The sequence below is a fragment of the Mesorhizobium sp. M7A.F.Ca.US.006.01.1.1 genome (assembly GCF_003997935.1).
In the GTDB taxonomy this organism is placed as follows: Bacteria; Pseudomonadota; Alphaproteobacteria; order Rhizobiales; family Rhizobiaceae; genus Mesorhizobium.
This window is the reverse complement of record NZ_RZQL01000139.1, coordinates 1-18,964: the sequence shown is the minus strand read 5'-3', so window position 1 is coordinate 18,964 and position 18,964 is coordinate 1. Positions and strand designations below refer to the sequence as shown.

Below are 18,964 nucleotides of genomic sequence, written 5' to 3'. Positions count from 1 at the left end.
ACCTTCGGCACGCCGACCATGTCGCCGCACTGCGCGGACGATGTGAAGTATGGCGTTGTCGAGCGGGTGGTTGCCGACTTTCAGGCCATGAAGCGGGATGGAACGGTTTTTGCGGGCCAGAAGATCGCCGACCTCATCACCGTCAACGGCGTGCGCGTTGTCGCCGAGGACGGCACCTGGGGACTGGTGCGCGCCTCGTCGAACAAGCCGGAACTGGTCGTGGTCGTCGAAAGCCCGGTGTCGTCGCAGCGTCGACGGGAGATGTTCGAGGCTGTCGACACCGTGCTGCGCCGCAGCCCCGAGGTGGGCGCCTACAACCAGACATTCTGAGTATCCTTAGGCCGCCGGCTGACAGCCGCACGTCTGCCTGATCGATCACACCCCAACGCGCGCGCTGTTGGAGCTCGCGGCGTCAAAAGTACCGTTGTGGGTCACCTGCGCTTCGCCCAGTAATTGCAGGACCCATCCCGGCGTCCGAGTGAACCTTGGTGGCCGCTGGGATACGCATCATGATCGGAGACGCGCCGCTCGGCTGCAACAGGTGCAAACTTCCCCTGTCGGTGATGAGACCCAAGGATCAGTCGCTTGACCTGTCCTGGTTGTGGCGCGCTCTTCTCGTCAACAGGCGGATGCCATCTTCATCCATGATGAGCTGAGTGCGATACCCGTCGAATTTGATCTCGTGAATCCAGTCGCCCCGCTCGGGCGGGTGTCGACAAGCTCCGGCTCAATAGGTGGGATGAACTTCAAACGCATGAACTGCCTCGCAAGACTGCGATTCAATATAGCGTGCGCTAAAATGGTTCCGGACCATTTTAGACGAATTGAATGTTTGATAGCCATGGCGAATCCGACCTTGGACCACCAATCCCCGGCAAGCTGCACGGTGGCGAGCCAGCCCACGAGACGACAATTTCCATACCTGCCCGATTTGCGGTCAGCAGGTCGACATGCGCGACCTGCGCCGTCATTTGGCACGAACGGCCGAGGCACAGACCGCTGCTGCTGTTGGTTGATCAGGCGAGAATGCCGCTCGAAAGGGCGGCGTTTCGTTGCCCCGGACCCCTCCGACTGCCTCTTCTCAAAAGCTGTTCCATTGCGCGGAGCAAAGTCACGATTCAGAAGGGAGTCTCGCGTGGCATCGGTCGTGCGGCAACGCGAAATCCATCGACCTTCATTCAAATGTTCTGTTGACAAAAAACACGACCCGCCAGCACTAAACCAGGACGGGCCGTCTTGTTGATGCGATCACTCTTGGCCCAGAGGTCCTTCCGCGAAGAGATCGTTCACCTTGTAGGCGACCTCCGTGCGGTTGGTCGCCTTCAATTTCTTCATGATGTTTCGGATGTGAACCTTCACAGTGCTTTCGCGAAGGTTCAGTTCGTGGGCGATGATCTTGTTCGCCTTGCCGCGTCGCAGTGCCTGGGCGACCTCTGCCTGCCTGAGCGTGAACATGCCCGTCAAGGGCCGGGCGTCGCAGTTGCCTGATTTTATCAGGTGCCGCATGGAAAGGACACTACTGGCCGGAACGAAGATGCCTCCGGCTGCAGCCAAGTTGATCGCCTCGACACACACATCGATCCCGACCGAAGTCGGAATGTAGCCGCGTGCGCCGCATTCGAGAGCCGTCAGCACCTGTGCAAGATCTTCGGTGTCGGCCAGGATGACCACCGGAACGGTCTTGAACTCGGACGAAATATGCCTGATTTCTTCTGCAATGCCCTGATCGGTGACCTTCCGGCCGCCGAGGTTGAAGAGTATGGTTGAAAGGGGAGAAGCCGAACCCTTCCTTATGCGCCATTCCTCGATCGAACCCATGGCGACGACCACCATGCCCAATTCATGATCCTCAAGCGCCGAAGCGAGACACTCGCGGTCCAAGGCCCTCCCGTCCAGCATGAGAAGGTATTGCTTACCTGCTTCTTGGTGGAGATTTTCTGTGCCGCTGGACGGAACTCTTGATCGATTTGACGAACCGTAACTGTGCAGTCCTGCTGTAGAAACCATACCGATACTCACCCTTCCCCAACGAAGGTACCTGTGGCGCCCGATAAGTGCCCTTTCTTAGAATTGGAAGTTTTTGGTACCCGACCCATTTTCCACGCTCAAGGCTGATTGCGAACCTCAAGCAACGTGGCTGCTGACATGTAGAGCAGCCTCGGGAGTGTAGGAGCTATTTATTAGCATTCTCTAACATAAGTTAATTTTTTCGGTAAATTTTTACGTTGAGAAGACGGGACTCCAAACCGGTTTGACCCGCGCGAGCGGCCCGAACTAAGGCGCATGCCCGTGCCGCACCAGGCTATAGATATCCTCGGTTACCGCGCACTGTGTTGGTTGCACGCGCTCTTGCGATTAATTCGGCGGGTCTCATGCGATAGGCGGTGGTTGGGTTTGCTCGCACCTCCTGACAACGCTGCATCATACCTCCAAAAGCTTCGTTGACGATGTATACACCACGCTGAACACTGGATTGCCGGCGTCTGCTCGAGCTTACGCTGCCTGTCTGCGAACAAATGCGGAGACAGGATAGGGGAGCCACCGCCGCCCAACACCCCATGGCTCCCCTATCGCTCCGCATGGCGACCCACTTCCGAAATTTGATTTTTGAACGGCAAGCACGATCCGCCTGCAGGGCATGGCTGACGTCGGCAGATGAAGCGGTTCATCGTGAGCCTTCGCCAGACAACGTCCGGGTCTCAGGCGGTCCCCAGGGGGTTTGCTTCGCATAGCTGCTGAAAATCCAGAACCGTCCCGTCAGTCTGGATCTCGGCTTCGAATGCCTCGATCAGCCGTTTGGCGGCTTTGCTGGCAATGTGCGAATCGGGGTAAGTTGCCTCCACAACGCGCGCGCGCTCGTAGACTTCCCTGAATTGCCTGACCTGCTTGGGACCGAATACGCGATGTACAACCTGAGTGGTCATACCGCTTCTCCTCCTGGTGGCGGAACTTGAATTAACCTGCCCGTTGTCAAGCGCGCGCATGATTTCATCATCGGCACAGGATTACAACTGAAAGCCCAACAAGCCTGCGCCGGTATTGTAAGATACCAATTTCCTTGGTCGAGGCGTTCTTTAGTAGCGTTCGCTCGATTGCGAGTTAGCCGTTTGCAGGAGGCAAGGTCGCATGGTGAAGATTGCCAGAACCGCTGACCAGCCTTCGTGACGCCTTGCTCGAAACAAAAAAGCCAGGAGGCTTTTGCCTACTCATCCCGATGCCGCCCAGGGACTACGCGAAGCTGGCGTCGTCATTGGCCATTCGGTGCTGATCGTGGTTGACATCGACCGGGAAGGAGATCTCAGCGGTTACGGCATCGCTCGCCCCCTGTCGCAAGCAATCCTCATAATGATGGGTGGTTGCTGGGCTACAGAGGGGGCCCGTATCCTTCAGAAAAGAGGGGCGAGCAACGATTTCGGGTCGGGGGCGCCGGTCACCCGTAGCACGAGGCCCATGGTTGCTACTCGATGCTCAGGCCTGCCACACGATTCATTTATGATCTTTCAAGGGGAACCAAGAGTGCTTGGGCAGAGCGATATCCAATCGGCTGGGGGCTCAACGAAGACCGGACGAAGCGACTGGCACTGTAGGTCGCGGATTTACGATTTTGGTAATCGATGGAGGCCATCAGAGGGAAGGGGAGGCGGTGTTGGTCATCGAACGACACTACATCGCACCGGGCAAGTCGATGTGTTGAAAGCTTCGGCCCGCCTGCGTCGGCGCAACAACGGAGGCTCGGTCGAAATGGGAAATAACCCATCCGCGCATCCCGTTGCTACGCAATGCAATCATACCGTCAAAAGGGCTAACTCCGAAATGCGGTGGGGAGAACCCGCCACCTTAATCATAATGGAGGAGCCGACACTATCGACATGGCTGTGGTATTTTGTCTGCCGGGTCACGTAAAGGAGCGGTGAGTGGAACAGGTCACGACTTGCTGGGCCAGTCAGCTGGCGGAAGGACGCCTCAATGGTTTCGTGCCAATCCAACAACAGCGCTCAACGATGGCTGGACTTGAATCCGAGCGCGCCGAGAGGCATGCCAAGGCTTGTGGGTTGAGACGGCTTCGGTCCTACGCCCAGTGGCTCGTGCCAGATGATCTGGCCGTGTTCATTGAAGAGATCGATTGTTCCGCAGTCTTCGGGCGTGACGGCAAGTTGCTGGGGAAGAGGCATCCATGGTCTCGGACGGACTAAGGGCTAACGCCGCACAAGCGGCCGAATTTCTGGAGGTGCTGGGCAATGCGCGGCGGCTGCACATTTTGAGCTTGCTGCTCGACTATGAATTGCCGGATCGCAAAATTCGCGAACGGCTTAATATTAGCCGGACAGCCTCGTGGCACCACCTAGCCAAGCTCCGGGAAGTTGGGCTCGTAAAAATCCGCCGGGACGGCCGGAATGTATATTTTTCCTCTGAAAATCGAGCGGTACGCGATCTGCTTTGCAATTGGAATGTCGTGGTTGCTGTCCAGCAGTCTGGGCAAGCGGTTCCGCCCGGTGGCGGTGCCTTGGCGGTGACATGCCAGGATCTTGTGCACTCGGCCCCCGGTCTGGAAAACCGAGTTTGTCAAAGCGCCAGCGAGTCCCGGAGCGACGAGTGATTATCCCCAGGAATCTCGGTTAGACACCGTTGGATCGAGAAGATCACCCGCGCGATTGTTGCCACCCGCGGGTTTTCTCTGCGGCGTCAGCCCCCGGATCGCGAAACGGCTGACGCATACCCTGTGGATTGGCGAATGCCGCCGACTATGGTCGCGCTATCGACGCGCCCGATTGAACCTCGTTACTCCGACTTGCGCTATAAACACTCGGTATCCTGCTACTGCCTCAAGCCGGCATTGAATCAATCCTGTGGTCAGTCAGTTGCCAGCGGGTAGGTCAGGTGCGGTGCCACCGCTTTAAAATATAGACAGGTTTCTTCGCGTGGAGCCCCATCCATGATCTGTGGGCCGTTGCACGTTGTAAAGTTCCTCAATAGAGACAAAGCCAATCAAATGGGAAACTCGAAATATGCAGAATGACGCTGAAGCACCGCAGGTCCAGTTGTTGCAGCTCACCGCCGACATAGTGGCGGCATATGTCCAGAAGAACGCCATTCCGGCGGCCGGTCTTCCCGAATTGATCGCCAGCGTCAATTCTGCCTTGTCGGGATTGGGTCAGCCGGTGGAAGCGACGCCGCCCGCGCTTGTTCCGGCAGTCAATCCAAAAAAGTCCGTGTTTCCCGATTACATCATCAGCCTGGAGGACGGACGCAAGTTCAAGTCTATGAAGCGCCACCTTGGGTTGCTGGGAATGACACCCGACGAGTACAGAGCCAGGTGGGGGCTCGCCAAGGACTATCCCATGGTTGCACCGAGCTACGCGGCCCAGCGGTCAGCCCTCGCGAAATCCAGCGGACTCGGCCGCAAGCCAACTGCAAAAACGCCGTTGAGGAAAACACCAGCGAATCGGAAAGCTAAGGCCTAACAACAGGTGTCTATCAAAGGCGGCGGGGCAACCTGGATCACAAGGCAAGCATCACAATATCGCTCGGCTCCAAATATCGGCCTGGATAACAAATACCGTCCTCTGTTGAAAGCGACCGTGAGCCATCATCAGCTCTGACGAATGGCTGCAACCGATGGATGGTGAGACCACCGGACACTCATTGGGAGACCCCAGGGCGCAGCGTCCAATCTCATATGGTGCGGGGATGGCGGTAGGCTGCGGCGGCTGATCGGCCTCGCAGCTGTTCAGAGACAGGAAACTGCTCCATCCTTTTACCAGTTGCTCCGTTACGGCCGCAGCAATCTAGTGCGTGGTGCCTCCGCGCTCGGCATGTAGACAAGTTCTTCACCTGGAGACGCATTCATGATCGGCGGGCGTGTTGCCGTCTCTCTTGGTACTTTCGATTTGTGCAAACAATCCATAATTACGATAAGACGTTTCACTATCTCCGTTTCGAGGTCCAATGTCTGAAGTGGACTGGCTGAGCCATCTCCTGCAAATCATCACCGTGACCGGCCAGCTCGAGGTCCGCTGCGCCTATGGTGCAACGTGGCGCGTTGCCTGGAACAAGGCTGCCGCGAACGAAATTCCCTACCACGTCATAGTCAAGGGCCGGGCCATTCTCGAGGATCCGAAGACGAGAGCGGCGCGGGAGCTGCTGAGCGGAGATATTGTGCTGCTGCCTCACGGCGCGGCGCATGTACTGCACGACGGTAGCGGGCAAACACCAATTCCTACCCAGCAACGCCGGGGGTCAGCCGGATGGATGCTGAGCGAGAATGATGGCGAGGGCGAGCAACTGGATCTGCTGTGTGGGCGATTTTTTATCGCGCCACCCCATGATCGACTGATCCGCAACTACCTGCCCGCCAACCTGGTGACACGCGCTGTGGACAGCCATGGAGAAGACGGCATGGGGTCCGCATCCAACCAACTTGCCGGTCTTGTCGGGCTGATGCGAATGGAGTCCGCCGGAGACAGAGCGGGAGGGCGCGCCATTCTCAACGCGCTTTCGTCTGCCCTGTTCACCTTGGTACTGCGCGCGGCGAGCGAAACCGAAGAAGCGCCCGAAGGCTTGTTGGCCTTGGCCGGCCATCCGCGGCTGGCACCAGCAATCGCGGCGATGTTTGGGGATCCGGCGCGGTCTTGGAAACTGCCTGATTTGGCGGCCATGTGCGGCATGTCGCGGGCTACATTCATGAGGCACTTTCAAGACAGGCTGGGTTGCTCCGCCGTCGATTTATTGACTGATCTCCGCATGAGTCTCGCAGCCAACGAGCTAAAAAAGCCAGAGATCAGCACCGAGACCGTCGCCGAGACGGTCGGATATCAATCGGTTTCGGCATTCCGGCATGTCTTCGCCGAAAGGATGGGGATGACGCCGGGGGAGTGGCGGCGACTGGCGCACAAGGGCGAGTAACGCACACGGTCTGGGATCGCGAAGGCGCAGTTTGATCCTTTCGCGCATCTTACTGAGCTGAATCAGTCTCGAAATAATCACTCGTCCTCGTAAATTGGGCTCCGCAATCACTTGATAAGGGAGCCATCCAATGAACTGCATCGCCACCACCGGACCCGCAACCCGCGTAGCCGCCGAGATCTTCGGGGAGACCGGGAAGAGCGAAAACGCTTTCGCCACGAACGCCGTCATCGAAACGATCCTGAGCCGCAGTGCCGCCAAGTACTACGACCCTGCTGCCACCTTGAGCGACGACCAGATCCGCGACCTGGTTGCGTATCGGCACGTCCGCGCCAACCTCCTTCCACCTGCAGAACTGGCGTTTCATCGCCGTACGCTCGCCGGAAGCCAAGGCCCGGCTGCGTCCGATCGCCTGGAATCAGCCCGCGATCACCGACGCGGCCGTGACCTTCATCATCATCGGCCAGCTGGCCGATGCCAGCACCGTTCCAGCCCGCCTGGCACCCGTGGTGAAAGCCGGCATCATGCCGGCGCACCTGGTGCCGGAGTGGGAAATCCCCGCTCGCGGTCTGTATGACGATCAGCCGCAGCGCCAGCGCGACGAAGCCGTGCGCTCCGCGACCTTTGGCGCCGCGGCGATCATCTACATGGCCCGGTCGCTGGGCCTGGGTTCGACGCCGATGATTGGTTTCGACGCTGAAGCCGTGCACCGCGAGTTCGGCCTGGCCGAAGACGAAGTGCCGGTCATGCTGTTGACCGTCGGACCGGAGCGAGCTGGCAACTGGCCGCAGAAGCCGCGCATCCCGGTGGCCGATGTGCTGGACTTTGCATAACGAAAATCCTGGATTCGCGGGCGCGCGAGAGCTCCGAGGAACCCAGGCAGGGACCTCAAGGTCGTCGTGGAGGACGCGAAGCCGACGCGTGAAAGCTCGAAAGACCTGCCACGCCCGCTAATTACCCCAACACAAATGTCGGAGGAGACAATTCCCATGAAAGCGATCGTAGTGACGGACCAGGCTGCAGGAGAGGCCGGGATGAAGCTGGTACAGCGGCCCGAGCCGCAGGCGGCAATAAACGACGTCGTCGTTGAGGTTCATGCGGCGGGATTCGTCAACACTGAACTGGAGTGGCCCTCGACCTGGGCTGATCGAGCCTTCCGTGATCGGACGCCATCGATCCTCGGCCATGAGCTAGCCGGCGTGGTCACCGCGCTGGGCTACGGCACCACGGGACTGTCAATCGGTCAGCGGGTGTTCGGCCTGGCGGATTGGCATCGCGACGGCACACTTGCTGAGTACGTCGCCATGGAAGCGCGCAACCTCGCGCCATTGCCCGGCGATGTCGACTTTGTGGTGGGCGCGAGCCTGCCGATCTCGGGCCTGACCGCATGGCAGGGCCTGTTCCAGCATGGCCGCCTTCAGGCGGGGCAAAGCGTCCTCGCGCATGGCGCAGCCGGTGCCGTCGGTTCGGCCGTGACGCAGCTTGCGCGGGAAGCGGGAGCCTATGTCATCGGCACCGGACGCGCTGCCGATCGGCAGAAGGCGCTCGACTTCGGCGCGAATGAGTTCGTCGATCTCGACAACGACAAACTGGAAGACGTTGACGGCGTCGATCTGGTGTTCGACGTCATCGGTGGAGATATCCAGAAGCGGTCCGCGGCCCTGATCCGGGCCGGAGGAACGCTTGTGACAGTCGTCGGTCCTACCGACGTGCGGCCAGCGGATGGCCTGGCGATTGACTTTGTCGTCGAGACCGATCGCACCCAGCTATACGAGATAATTCAGCGAGTGCGGGACGGAACACTGAGGACGAACATCGGCAAAGTCGCGGCCCTCGACGACGCCGTTGCAACTTTCAACTCGAAAGAGCGACGTTCGGGAAAGACGATCATCCGCGTTCGGGCGTGAGGACTCGGGGGAGAGAGGGCAGCTCCTCTTTCTCCTGAAAGCCGAAGGTCCGCGGCAAACGCCGCGGCGTCAGATGTGGTTGCATCTTGGGAGTTCGAGTTCGGTGGCGTCTGCCTGCAGCAATCCCGGTAGCTGGCGAGATTTTGATCCAATACTGCGTTGTTTGTTGAATCTGAAGCCTGGAGGCAAAGACCCAGGCATGGCGGCGAGAGACGATTAAACATTGATCGATAGCTTCAGACCTTGCTTTGCCGTCGCGTGGTATATGCGCGAAGGCTAATGTCCGTCGGGAGTAGAAACATGCTGAGAATTGTAGGGGACCGAGACCCCGACTGGGCAGAAGGTCGACATCTTCACCATCGTGCCTTGTGGTGTAGCCAGCTATCAAGCCTGGGAGGACGGCGGCACAACCGTGCCGACGCCGTGTTCAAATGCCGACTTCTTCTACAGCGTCACCGGCAAGTGCGACTTCAACAAGCGCCCCTCGATAACGGCGCTGACACAGTAGGAGGTGTATCTCTTTGCCTTTGGGAAAGCGGCACGTGCTGCGCGTGTGACAAGACTTGATACCGGGATCACGCTCTTCGGGCAAAGTCTGCCGCATCCGATCATCCTGGCCCCGATAGCATATCTGCGGCTGGTGCATCCGGAAGCGAGGTGGCGGCGGCGCGCGGCGCCGGAGTGGCGGAAGCGGTGTTCACTTTGGGGACCACGGCGATGCAGCGATCGAGGATGGCGTGGCGGTGAGCCAGTCTCCAGTCTGGTTCCTGCTCTATTGGCAAAGCAATCGCGGTTTTAATGGCCAACTCTTAGCGCATGGCGGCACTTGGCGCAAAGGCGATCTGTGTGACGGTCGACATGCCGACGCCAGGCGATCGCCGTAGGCAGTTCCGGGCAGGATTCAAAATTCCCGACGGCCTCGCAACGCCATACTTCAAGGACCGGAACACCGGCGTGCTCAAAGTTGGCACTGCGCAGCGGCGGCCATGCCGACCTGGGCGGATACTGCCTGGCTGCGTTCGCTGACAACCCTGCCGCTTATTCTGAAGAGCATCCTCGATCCTGAGGATGCCGAGCGGGCGATCGGAACGGGTGTCGATGCCATCGCGGTCTCGAACCAACCCTCCCGGCAATCATCGGCTTCACCAGATTACCGAGGTCGCGCCGCGTCGGCTTCGTGGAAGCGAACCTTCTCGTCATGGTCAGCCGGCCGGATGCCTCGACAAAGGCTGGTGTGAGGTCGACACCATCGACCTGGCAGCCATAGGTGGCGGCCAGGAAGCGCGCCGGGCCGCCAATGCCGCTGCCGACATCAAGGATCCGGTCGGTGGGCGAGGGGGCAAGACCGAAACTGCCCTTCGCCGACAACACATTCAACGCGGCAATCTGCTTCTATGTCGGCATGAACATCGCCGACAAGGCGGCCGTCATCGGGCAGGCTTTTCGCGTTCTGAAGCCGGGCGGCAAACTGATCTGGACCGAAGCCGTGCTGGCTGCCGGCGAGCCGAATTATCCCTTGCCCTGGGCGGTTGCGCAAGAACTACATCCGCAGCCTGAGCGAAGGCAGATTGGTGTCACTGGCCGTCATCGTCTCGAAACTGCCTGACCGGAGCCTTGATCGCGAAGGGGCAGAAACAAAAAACCCGCCTTGGCGGACGGAAGTTGGCGGACCCGCTACGCCACCATCATCACCGATGCTGACGGCCGGGAAATCGTCAACGCCATCGGCGAATTCGCAGGCACTGCGCCCCACCCACGCCTGGGGCGTGTCGAGCAGGTCGCATCCGGCGTAGAAATCGGCATGTGCAGGATGGGGCCGGATCGATAGCAAGTTGCGCGGCTACGATCTCGCTCGAGCTCAAAATCGGTAACCTGGTTTTAGGGCTGGAAACCCAGACTAGCTTATAGCGGAAGGTTTCGGCAACTCTGTCAGGCGGCGCCGGACTCCTGGCCGCGCTCAGAGCGGGCAAAGTCGCGGGCTGCGGCAGTGCCTGCGGGAAAGCCGCTGCGATCGCTGTAGTCGCGCGGCTTGGTCCCCCTGCGAGAGTGGCGCGCGGTGACGCCTTTCGCACCGATGATGTCGAGCAAAGCGATGCCGGCGACCACGGCAAGCGCAATGCCCACGTTGTCGCGCTTTGGATTGTCATGCCGATAAGCTGACAGCAACGTCGCGATGTCCAGGCCGTCGCCAGCCACCCGGCTCCAAAGCCCAGCCTGCTTGTCCACGGAAAGCGAGAGTATGCCGCTGCTTATCTCCCGCGCCCCATAGGCTCGGATGAGATCTTGCTTGCCGCTCATGCCGAGCGCACCGGCAATCCGCTCGGCACCAACCAGCTCGACGACACCCAGCGCGATGCTGAACCAGCCGAGCTTGCGGGCAAGGCCATCGAAGGCATCGGCCACACTCGGCCCGGCCTGCAGCACTTTGGGATCGCCAGGCGATCGGGTGATGTTGGTGAGTTTAGCGACCACGTTCATGACGATTCCCTACGGTTTCAAAACAACCTTGATGCAGCTGTCCTGCTTGTCGCGGAACACCTTGTACATCTCGGGTCCCTGCTCGAGCCCGACGGTATGGGTGATGACGAAGGAAGGGTCGATCTGGCCGTCCACGATGCGGCGCAGCAGATCCTCGGTCCAACGGGTGACATGGGTCTGCCCCATGCGGAAGGTGAGGCCCTTGTTCATCGCCTGTCCCATCGGAATCTTGTCGACCAGCCCGCTGTAGACGCCGGGGATCGAGATCACGCCGGCCGGCCGGCAGACATAGATCATCTCGCGCAACACATGCGGTCGATCATTTTCCATCAGCATCAACTGCTTTGCGCGATCGTAGACGGTGTCGGGCTGGGCCAGCGAGACATGGCTTTCCATGCCGACGCAATCGATGCACTTCTCCGGGCCATTTGCGCCGGTGAGTTCCTGCAGCCGTTCGACGACACTTTCCTCGGCGAAATTAATGGTGATGGCACCGCCGGCCGCCCCCATGGAAAGCCGTTCCGGCAGGCAATCGATCGCCACCACCTGTTTGGCGCCGAGCAGCAGGGCACTGCGTATTGCCATCTGCCCGACTGGGCCGCAGCCCCACACCGCAACCGTATCCGTAGGCTCTATGTCGCACTGTGCCGCGGCCTGCCATCCGGTGGGAAAAATATCGCCGAGGAAGAGAACCTGCTCGTCGGTAAGGTTGTCAGGCACCTTTAGGTGCGTGGCGTCGGCGAACGGCACCCGCACGTATTCCGCCTGTCCCCCGGGATAGCCGCCCGTCAAATGGGTGTAGCCAAACAGACCAGCGGTGGTGTGCCCGAACACCTTGTCGCCGAGGTTCTTCTTGCGGTTCGTACGTTCGCAAACCGAAAAGTTCTGTCTCTTGCACTGGTCGCACTCACCGCAGATTATGGTGAACGGTACGACAATGCGGTCTCCCTTCTTCAGAGCGCCGTTGACGCCCCTGCCGACCTCCACGACCTCTCCCATCATCTCGTGGCCCATAATGTCGCCTGGCAGCATGGCTGGCACGTAGTTGTGGTAAAGGTGAAGGTCGGAGCCGCAGATGGCACAACTCGTCACCTTGATAATCGCGTCCCGTTCATCCTCAATTTCTGGATCGGAGACCTGATCGCAGCGTATGTCTTCCTTACCGTGCCAGACCAACGCACGCATAGCCCGCTCCTCTGTTGGCAAGGTCGATCGGGACCCGCGCTTGGCAAGCGGGCCATGCTATTCATCGACCGTGCCCGCCGCCTGTCGAACCGCAATGGCCGACCTATGTTCCGGGAGCTTGAGAGAATATTTTGGGCCATTCCAAACGGCGCCTTCGCCTGACCGCGACTCGCTTGCCGCTCCGTCTGAAGTCGGCTCCTCAGTCTTGATGCAGCTACGGCATGTCTTCGTTGTTTGTGCCATGCACGTTGGAGCCGTGCAGGAGGGACTGGATTTCGTCTAGATCGATGTTGCCGTCACCATTCTCATCGATGCTATTGAACATCCTGCCGACCGCGCTTTGAACCTCGGCCTCGGACAGTGACCTGTCGCCATCCGTGTCCAACAGGCCGAACATAAGTCGCATGCCGGCACCGCGCATCATTTGGTGACCACGGTGTCGAGCCATTCTTTGTCCTCTGCCCCAGTCGCCACGATTTCGCCAATGGTCGCCATGCCGGCTAGCTTCATCGGGGCGGTCAGCATGCCCGTTGCGGTCGCCCTGGTCGTTGCGGCTATCTTCGTCACGGAAAGCTTCTTCAGAACCGCGATCCTGGTGCATCCTCTCCCGGACAGCTTGCTCAACCATCTGGCGGATTATTTCGCGTGTCTGTTCACCCCCCTGTCCGTTTGCGTTCGACCCGGCGCCGGGCTGTTCGGTCGCCGTCGTGGGTGCAGGCGTCGTGGGTGCCGGTGTTCCGCTTGACTGGGCGAGCGCCGGGGACGTGAGGGCTATGAAAGTGGCGGCGGCGGCCGTCGTGCTGTGTGGAAATCTCATGGCATGCCTCCATCGAACCATCGGCCGTGTTTGTTTGGGTCAAACTGGGGCTCGGTCTGATTGTTCCCTCAAGGGGATGAGGTCACGGCGAAGTTACAGGCCATGTGCCCGTGGGCGCAGGGCGACCACAACCAGAATGGTGGAGATGGTGATGGCATTCATGTCGTCGTAGCCGCCTTCTGGAATGGCGGAACGTGCCAAGGTGTTGCAGCGCTGTGGTGGAGCTTGCTTCGCTGCCGCGGCCTGCAGGGCGAGAGATCGCGCATCTCGATCTGCATCCACACGACTGGAAGCCAGAACAGGCCGGTAATGAGGTAAAGCAGGATCGAAAAGCGCAATCCACCCCTCGGTCGGCGAATAGGCGGAATGCCAGGCGAGGGCATGAGCCACCACCGCGGTTGCAGTGAACACGAATTCAGCGATCACGCGATGCGTGCGACCGTTACGATGGTCGCGGAATTTGCGGTCTGATGGGCGAGCAGCATGAACAAGGCGATGCCGGCCGGACGGCGAGTTGTTCGCAGACCGCCTCGGACGGTTCAGTGCAAGGATCAAATCCCCCTGCGCCGCTCATGGACGCAGCGCCAGCTCAGGAACCTGATCGGCGGGATCCGCGATGTTCATGGACCCGATTCCCGGCGGAAGTGCGGCATGTGGGCTGGATCGTTTGACAAGCGATCGGAATGTCAGGAAACCAGAGCGAGGCGGCGCGGCACAACCGGCGGCCAGCGCCTTGGCGAAGGTCACGCATGTCGACCTGCTGACCGCACGTCGGACAGATGTAGGAATATCCTTCTTGGGCTCGCCGCTGTAGAGCTTGCCGGGAATTGATCCACCAAGATCGGATTGCTCGTCATATCCATCGACTTGTCTCAAATGTTACCGAACTGTTCTGCGCATATTCCCGTCGCTCGGTCAAAGTCTAACGATCAGGGAAGCACATTGGAAAGCACATGCGGTAACGGTTGATTCAACCATTGCTGGTATGTTGGTGTGGGTGGCGGCTCCGACAGTTGGGCGGGCGCTTCAGTGCCGGAGCCGCCTGCGCAGTCCGGTTGGGGTTTGACCGCGCCGTCCTATAATGGGACAGCGCGGTCAACGATTCGTTAAAATGCTTCGGAGCTAATTAAACGTGTGCTAAATTGAATCGCAGTGTTGCGAGTCAGATCATGCGTTTGAAGGTCACAGGCTATCGCGCAGGAAGGGCGAGGCGGTGTTAGCCGTCAGTCATTCTATCTCACGCGCTGACGACCTCTGGCGCATTCCAAGTCATCAATTGTGACATCAGCCGTTGAATCGACGCCGGTCCAACCGCCTGCTTCGTATTCGTTTCGCCGGAACCACCGATAGCTTCGCCCGTTGCTAAGCTGCCCCGTGACACACGAAATCATCGATCACTGCTTGATGTATGGCTAGCGACGGTGACTCACCAAAGACATGAACTCAGAAAAGAAACCAACGAAAGCTGGACCGTGTTTAACGTGTTGACTGGGCAGCCAGCAGACCCGTGGGCGCTCCGGCTAAGCTATGCCCGGACTCTTGTTCGCCTTTTGAACGCTGTCGAGTTGAAGCGAAAGGTCACTCGAAGTGACCTCTAAATACGCACTGCTGAAACACATCGGGAGCCGTTGGCAAAGCCACCGTTCCGTGGTCACCTACCTGAGACTCTCGCCCGATAGCAGAGGGTGACGTGGCAAGGCTTGAGCGCCCAACCTATGCCTGCAGCATCAAGAATATGATCCTGCCAAGAGCGCCTAAGAGCAGGGCGAATGCGGCGAAAGATTGAATAAAGAAGCCGGGGTACCGCTTCAGCGGTGCCGACAGGTAACCGATGAAGGAGGCAATCCTTCCCATTATCCAAAGCAGTCCCAGTGCAGCCGCCCATGGCGCGCTCCAGTAGACCGCGAAAAGGCACATCGACGGAAGAAAGTCCGGCAGCCATTCGATCGAGTTTGAATTAGCGCGGATTGTCCGCTCAAGCAGCGGATCCCCAGTCATGGTCGGGGCGAGAACGCCCGTCCTCTTGTGGGTTCTGGCGACTGTCAGCGCCATGCCAAAAATCATTAGGCTGCACGGCAGCGTCACAATAGCCACCGAGAAATACCGTTCCATGCCTGCCTCCTCTCGTCGCGGAACAGGCAGGCAAGCAAAGGTTGTCGCCATGTGAAGCAGATCGGCCTGAAGCCCGTAGATAGCGCAAAAACGCGTCTCTGGAAATGAGCTACGAAGGGTGGTCGATCTACGGTCGCATCCAACGCGCCTTCGGCGACTATGATGACATCGCCGCGGTGACGGCAGAGCCGACGTTGTCAGAGCCCGGTGACGTGCCGATCTTCAGCGCGGGCGTGCCTCGCGCAATAGACCAGCTCACGCTCAGCATCCCGGCGCCGATAGATTTTTCCAGCCTCAATCTCTCCTATACGCATCTTGAAAGTGCCGAAGGCCAGAAGAGCCAGATCGTTGGCCTTTCCTACAGCCAACAGATATTCAAGCGAAGCAGCCTCTATGCCACTGCCTTTACCGACCTTGAGGATAGCGGCAGCTTTGGAGTCTTGGCCGGCCTATCGGTTCCGTTCGGTGACGATATCACCGCTTCCACGGGAATAGAGCAGGGACCGGACGGCCTGAATGTCGTCGCCGACATCGCCAAGTCGGAGCGGTTGGAAGACGGCAGCATTGGCTGGCGAGCACGAACCTCGGAAGGAACACGCCCAACCGGTCGGCCGCAGCAAGCTATCGCGCGCGCTTCGCCCGCTTCGAGGCTGGCGTCCAACAATACGGGAAGGACGTGCGGGCAACTGCGCAAATGGATGGCGCGATTGCCGTGGCAGGCGGCGGGGTCTTTGCCACAAATCGCATAGACGATGCTTTCGCCGTGGTCGAAGTCGGCGCTCCTGATGTCGACGTCCAGTTCCAGAACAGGCCGGTGGGAAAGACCAATCGGCAAGGGCGCATCCTGGTCCCCGGGCTTAACTCCTACGAACCGAACACGGTCTCCATCGATCCAAAGAATCTGCCAGTGAATGCGGACGTTCCGGCAACCAAGGAAGTCGTGATGCCAGCCGATCGCAGGGGGGTCGTGGTGAAGTTCGGTGTTTCGGAAGCGCCCGAAGCAGCGGTCGTCACTCTGGTCGACAGCACAGGGACCCCTTTGGAAGCCGGCCTGAAGGGGCGCATGGAGGCTGGCTCCGAAGAGTTTGTCATCGGCTACGATGGTGAGGCGTACATTCGAGGCTTAAGCGCACAGAACACGGTCGTGATCGATCGTCTGGATGGCACCTCCTGCAAGGCCGATTTTTTCTACACGCCCGCACCCGGTCAGCAAGTCGCAATCAAGGACGTGGCATGCAGGTAAACATGGGAGAACGAATGCTCCGTCTTGTCATCTTCATGGCCTTTGCCATGTTTCCGTTGTCCGCTTTGGCGCAAAGCTGCAGCTTCAGCGTCTCGAACATGAATTTCGGGTTGGTTGACACCCTCTCGGGCAGTCAGACCAACACGACCGCGACCATCAACATGAATTGCAGCGGCATTGTCGGTCAGCGCATCCTGATCTGTGCGCATCTTGCGGCCGGCACAGGCGGCGCGTCGTCGGCGACGGCCCGCCAGATGTTTAGCGGAGCCAACGCACTCAACTATCAGCTCTATCCCGACTCGGCACGCAGCGTGGTTTGGGGTTCTTTTGCCTGGGCCTACGCTTCCCGCCCTCCGGCACTGGCATTGACCCCCAAATGTATTGGGCTCAGCCACTGGAACGGCGACTATTTATGGCGCCGTGGCCGGAGGGCAGGGAACCGTTCCACCTGGAACCTACCTTTCGACATTCTCCGGTGCGCAGATCGAATTTCGCTATCGCTATACCTCCGGCAGCAGTTGCAGTACCGCCTCCGGTACGGTGGCGGCTGATCCGACTTTCACCATCAATGCGACGGTCGCCGCCAACTGCCTTGTATCGACGCAGAACATCGAATTTGGATCAAAGGGGGTACTTGACGGCAATGTTGATGCCACCGGCCAGGTCTCAGTCACCTGCACACCAGCAGCGGCCTACACGGTCTCGCTGAATGGCGGCACGACAGGATCGCCGCCGACAACTCGCAAGATGTCGAAAGGCGTGGAAACAGTGACCTATGGCCTCTGCAAGAATGCTGATCGAACTCAGCCTTGGGGCGACGCTTCCGTGCCCGGCAGCACAGTGCCGGGAACTGGAACTGGGGTCCCGCAAGTCTTCACGGTTTATGGTCGCGTCCCGCCGCAGGCTACTCCTTCCGCAGGCGTATACACCGACACGGTTGTCGTCACTGTGACCTATTGAGCGATGAAGGCCTTTCCGACAAGACCTTGGTCCGAATTGACATTTACCTGACCCGCTCGAATGATCCGGCCAATGCAGGGGCAGGGATCATGCTGGTAACAAGCATCGCGAACGGCACCTTCGAGCCGGAGGAACTGTCTCTTCTCCAGGGGCTGTTCGATATGCTTTGTGAGCTGCGCGGCATTAACCGCGAAAGCCCCGAAGCTACGACGGCTGCCGAAAGCCTGATTGCACGTTACAAAGCCGGCCTTCGCGGCGATGAACTTTTTCTATCGGTCGCGCCGGAGTAGCTGCTGCTCCAACTCTCTTCAGGCAATCCATCGGGAACCATTAAGGTCACAAAGGGGTTGGGCTCGGTCTAACCGTGCGGGCCAACCATGCAAGAGCTTTCTCCCGAGCAACAGCAGGCTACATCGCGTCTCATTCGGTCGTGGATTACTTCAGAGACGCTGCGCCATCAAATCCGCCAACTGCTGGGAGGTCCAGCAGATTGGGATGTGACCGAGCAGCATCGGTCCATGCTTGACGAGCTGGATCGGAAGCTGAACGAATGACCCATGGCACAGCAGCGGTACGACTTTAAGGCAAGAGCCAGGTGGAAGCTGGACGGTGTTCGACGTGTTCACCGGCCTGGCGGCTGATGCGTGGGGCGCGCCGGCTGAAGGTCTGGACATGGGACATGCCGACGATCTGGTTGGCCTGCGAACGGCATTGACCTGAACCGTAGGGTCGCCCGGGGTGACTTCTAACCGTTGCTTCAATCTTCCCGCCGACCGCATCGACAGATGGTGATTTGGCAGGCTCGCCTATCGTGCTCTCTACCCGCTGCAGGATCGTATCGAGGGGCTCCGCGACCAGGATCTCGGCGAGCGGTCGATAGACGAATCGCAGGGACTCGGCGCGAGCAGACAGCTGAAGGCCCTTGCGATCCTCGGATTTGACTTCGCCGCGTCGGGAGTAACCCGTCCTTTCAGCGTGCGCAGCCCAATGGTAACTCCTGGGCGTCTTGCTCCCAGCGCTACAGCTCGAACCGCAGTTGACGTTGATCCGGCGGCAACACATCGCCTAGCGACGAAGCGTGACGCCATTCGGATGAGTTTCATGCCGCCCGTTCGCCAGGCGCTTCAATTGCCAAAGGGGGTGCGGTTCTATGTCAAAAGGGTAGGTCGGCACGATCAGATTACCAAGCAAGGGTGACGGTGACCGTGCCGACCGGCACTGGTCATAAGGAGGGACCCAAACAACCAGATCTACAAACTACGCGCAAAACGGTAATCCCGCAACTAAGCCCCATGGCCTAGGCTGCCCGTCAGGGCCATTGCGCGATAGCACCATAGGCACCAGAGTTGGGTATATATT

The 18,964-nt window shown here is 59.4% G+C and carries 18 protein-coding genes and 4 pseudogenes; 14 read left to right on the top strand and 8 right to left on the bottom strand.

The features are described 5' to 3' along the window. Window positions 1–330: pseudogene (locus EN943_RS22825) on the top strand (phosphomannomutase/phosphoglucomutase); the annotation flags it as partial. Between the two features lie 918 nt (window positions 331–1,248). Here EN943_RS22825 and EN943_RS22810 read toward each other — a convergent pair. Both EN943_RS22810 and EN943_RS22805 read right to left on the bottom strand, forming a co-directional pair. After that, on the bottom strand, window positions 1,249–1,899 hold the full coding sequence (locus EN943_RS22810; RefSeq protein WP_245322253.1) for a response regulator transcription factor: 651 nt from the start codon (window positions 1,897–1,899) through the stop codon (window positions 1,249–1,251). Between the two features lie 800 nt (window positions 1,900–2,699). Then, complete coding sequence (locus tag EN943_RS22805; protein ID WP_024505842.1) at window positions 2,700–2,924, bottom strand: hypothetical protein; 225 nt, start codon at window positions 2,922–2,924, stop codon at window positions 2,700–2,702. Window positions 2,925–4,174: 1,250 nt separating this feature from the next. Here EN943_RS22805 and EN943_RS22800 point away from each other — a divergent pair. From EN943_RS22800 to EN943_RS22760, 9 genes and pseudogenes are all read left to right on the top strand, one after another. Then, window positions 4,175–4,597 (top strand): metalloregulator ArsR/SmtB family transcription factor, encoded by a 423-nt coding sequence (locus EN943_RS22800; RefSeq protein ID WP_063170839.1) that lies wholly within the window; start codon window positions 4,175–4,177, stop codon window positions 4,595–4,597. A gap of 409 nt (window positions 4,598–5,006) precedes the next feature. Beyond that, window positions 5,007–5,462, top strand: coding sequence for a MucR family transcriptional regulator (locus EN943_RS22795; RefSeq protein WP_063170838.1), 456 nt, complete (start codon window positions 5,007–5,009; stop codon window positions 5,460–5,462). A gap of 484 nt (window positions 5,463–5,946) precedes the next feature. Further along, window positions 5,947–6,903: an AraC family transcriptional regulator gene (locus tag EN943_RS22790; protein WP_127414729.1), complete on the top strand. Its 957-nt coding sequence runs from the start codon at window positions 5,947–5,949 to the stop codon at window positions 6,901–6,903. Window positions 6,904–7,033: 130 nt separating this feature from the next. Beyond that, window positions 7,034–7,736, top strand: a pseudogene (locus tag EN943_RS22785) (nitroreductase family protein). A 156-nt stretch (window positions 7,737–7,892) separates the two neighbouring features. Continuing rightward, window positions 7,893–8,810, top strand: a complete 918-nt coding sequence (locus tag EN943_RS22780; RefSeq protein WP_127414728.1) for an NADP-dependent oxidoreductase — start codon at window positions 7,893–7,895, stop codon at window positions 8,808–8,810. 511 nt (window positions 8,811–9,321) lie between these two features. Then, a complete protein-coding gene (locus EN943_RS38985; RefSeq protein ID WP_348630108.1) occupies window positions 9,322–9,609 on the top strand; it encodes an alpha-hydroxy-acid oxidizing protein in 288 nt (95 codons plus the stop codon). A gap of 17 nt (window positions 9,610–9,626) precedes the next feature. Next, entirely contained in the window at window positions 9,627–9,836 is a 210-nt protein-coding gene (locus EN943_RS38845; RefSeq protein WP_348630107.1) for an alpha-hydroxy-acid oxidizing protein, read from the top strand. Beyond that, window positions 9,797–10,048 carry an alpha-hydroxy-acid oxidizing protein gene (locus EN943_RS38840; protein ID WP_281060855.1) on the top strand — a complete coding sequence of 84 codons (252 nt, stop codon included), beginning with the start codon at window positions 9,797–9,799 and terminating at the stop codon, window positions 10,046–10,048. Before EN943_RS38845 ends, EN943_RS38840 begins: the two co-directional genes overlap by 40 nt. A gap of 29 nt (window positions 10,049–10,077) precedes the next feature. Next, window positions 10,078–10,416 carry a methyltransferase domain-containing protein gene (locus EN943_RS22760; protein WP_245475934.1) on the top strand — a complete coding sequence of 113 codons (339 nt, stop codon included), beginning with the start codon at window positions 10,078–10,080 and terminating at the stop codon, window positions 10,414–10,416. Window positions 10,417–10,739: 323 nt separating this feature from the next. Here EN943_RS22760 and EN943_RS22750 read toward each other — a convergent pair whose 3' ends face one another. The 6 genes and pseudogenes from EN943_RS22750 to EN943_RS22730 form a co-directional block, all read right to left on the bottom strand. Next, window positions 10,740–11,288: a hypothetical protein gene (locus EN943_RS22750; protein ID WP_127370476.1), complete on the bottom strand. Its 549-nt coding sequence runs from the start codon at window positions 11,286–11,288 to the stop codon at window positions 10,740–10,742. Window positions 11,289–11,297: 9 nt separating this feature from the next. After that, window positions 11,298–12,473: a zinc-dependent alcohol dehydrogenase gene (locus tag EN943_RS22745; protein ID WP_127414727.1), complete on the bottom strand. Its 1,176-nt coding sequence runs from the start codon at window positions 12,471–12,473 to the stop codon at window positions 11,298–11,300. A 214-nt stretch (window positions 12,474–12,687) separates the two neighbouring features. Then, complete coding sequence (locus EN943_RS38410; RefSeq protein WP_245469234.1) at window positions 12,688–12,879, bottom strand: hypothetical protein; 192 nt, start codon at window positions 12,877–12,879, stop codon at window positions 12,688–12,690. A gap of 14 nt (window positions 12,880–12,893) precedes the next feature. Next, window positions 12,894–13,040: a hypothetical protein gene (locus EN943_RS38405; protein ID WP_245475932.1), complete on the bottom strand. Its 147-nt coding sequence runs from the start codon at window positions 13,038–13,040 to the stop codon at window positions 12,894–12,896. Window positions 13,041–13,541: 501 nt separating this feature from the next. Next, a pseudogene (locus EN943_RS22735) lies at window positions 13,542–13,793 on the bottom strand (DUF2269 family protein); the annotation flags it as partial. Window positions 13,794–15,003: 1,210 nt separating this feature from the next. After that, entirely contained in the window at window positions 15,004–15,402 is a 399-nt protein-coding gene (locus EN943_RS22730) for an MAPEG family protein (RefSeq protein WP_127414725.1), read from the bottom strand. An 89-nt stretch (window positions 15,403–15,491) separates the two neighbouring features. On the opposite strand from EN943_RS22730, the pseudogene EN943_RS22725 reads away from it, so the two are divergent. From EN943_RS22725 to EN943_RS22715, 4 genes and pseudogenes are all read left to right on the top strand, one after another. Further along, window positions 15,492–16,645, top strand: a pseudogene (locus EN943_RS22725) (fimbria/pilus outer membrane usher protein); the annotation flags it as partial. Between the two features lie 14 nt (window positions 16,646–16,659). After that, window positions 16,660–17,196 (top strand): spore coat U domain-containing protein, encoded by a 537-nt coding sequence (locus EN943_RS38980; RefSeq protein WP_348630078.1) that lies wholly within the window; start codon window positions 16,660–16,662, stop codon window positions 17,194–17,196. Further along, window positions 17,186–17,605 carry a spore coat U domain-containing protein gene (locus EN943_RS38975; protein ID WP_348630079.1) on the top strand — a complete coding sequence of 140 codons (420 nt, stop codon included), beginning with the start codon at window positions 17,186–17,188 and terminating at the stop codon, window positions 17,603–17,605. The genes EN943_RS38980 and EN943_RS38975 overlap by 11 nt, the downstream gene beginning before the upstream one ends. Then, window positions 17,602–17,895 carry a hypothetical protein gene (locus EN943_RS22715; protein WP_164754994.1) on the top strand — a complete coding sequence of 98 codons (294 nt, stop codon included), beginning with the start codon at window positions 17,602–17,604 and terminating at the stop codon, window positions 17,893–17,895. The genes EN943_RS38975 and EN943_RS22715 overlap by 4 nt, the downstream gene beginning before the upstream one ends. Window positions 17,896–18,964 lie beyond the last annotated feature (1,069 nt).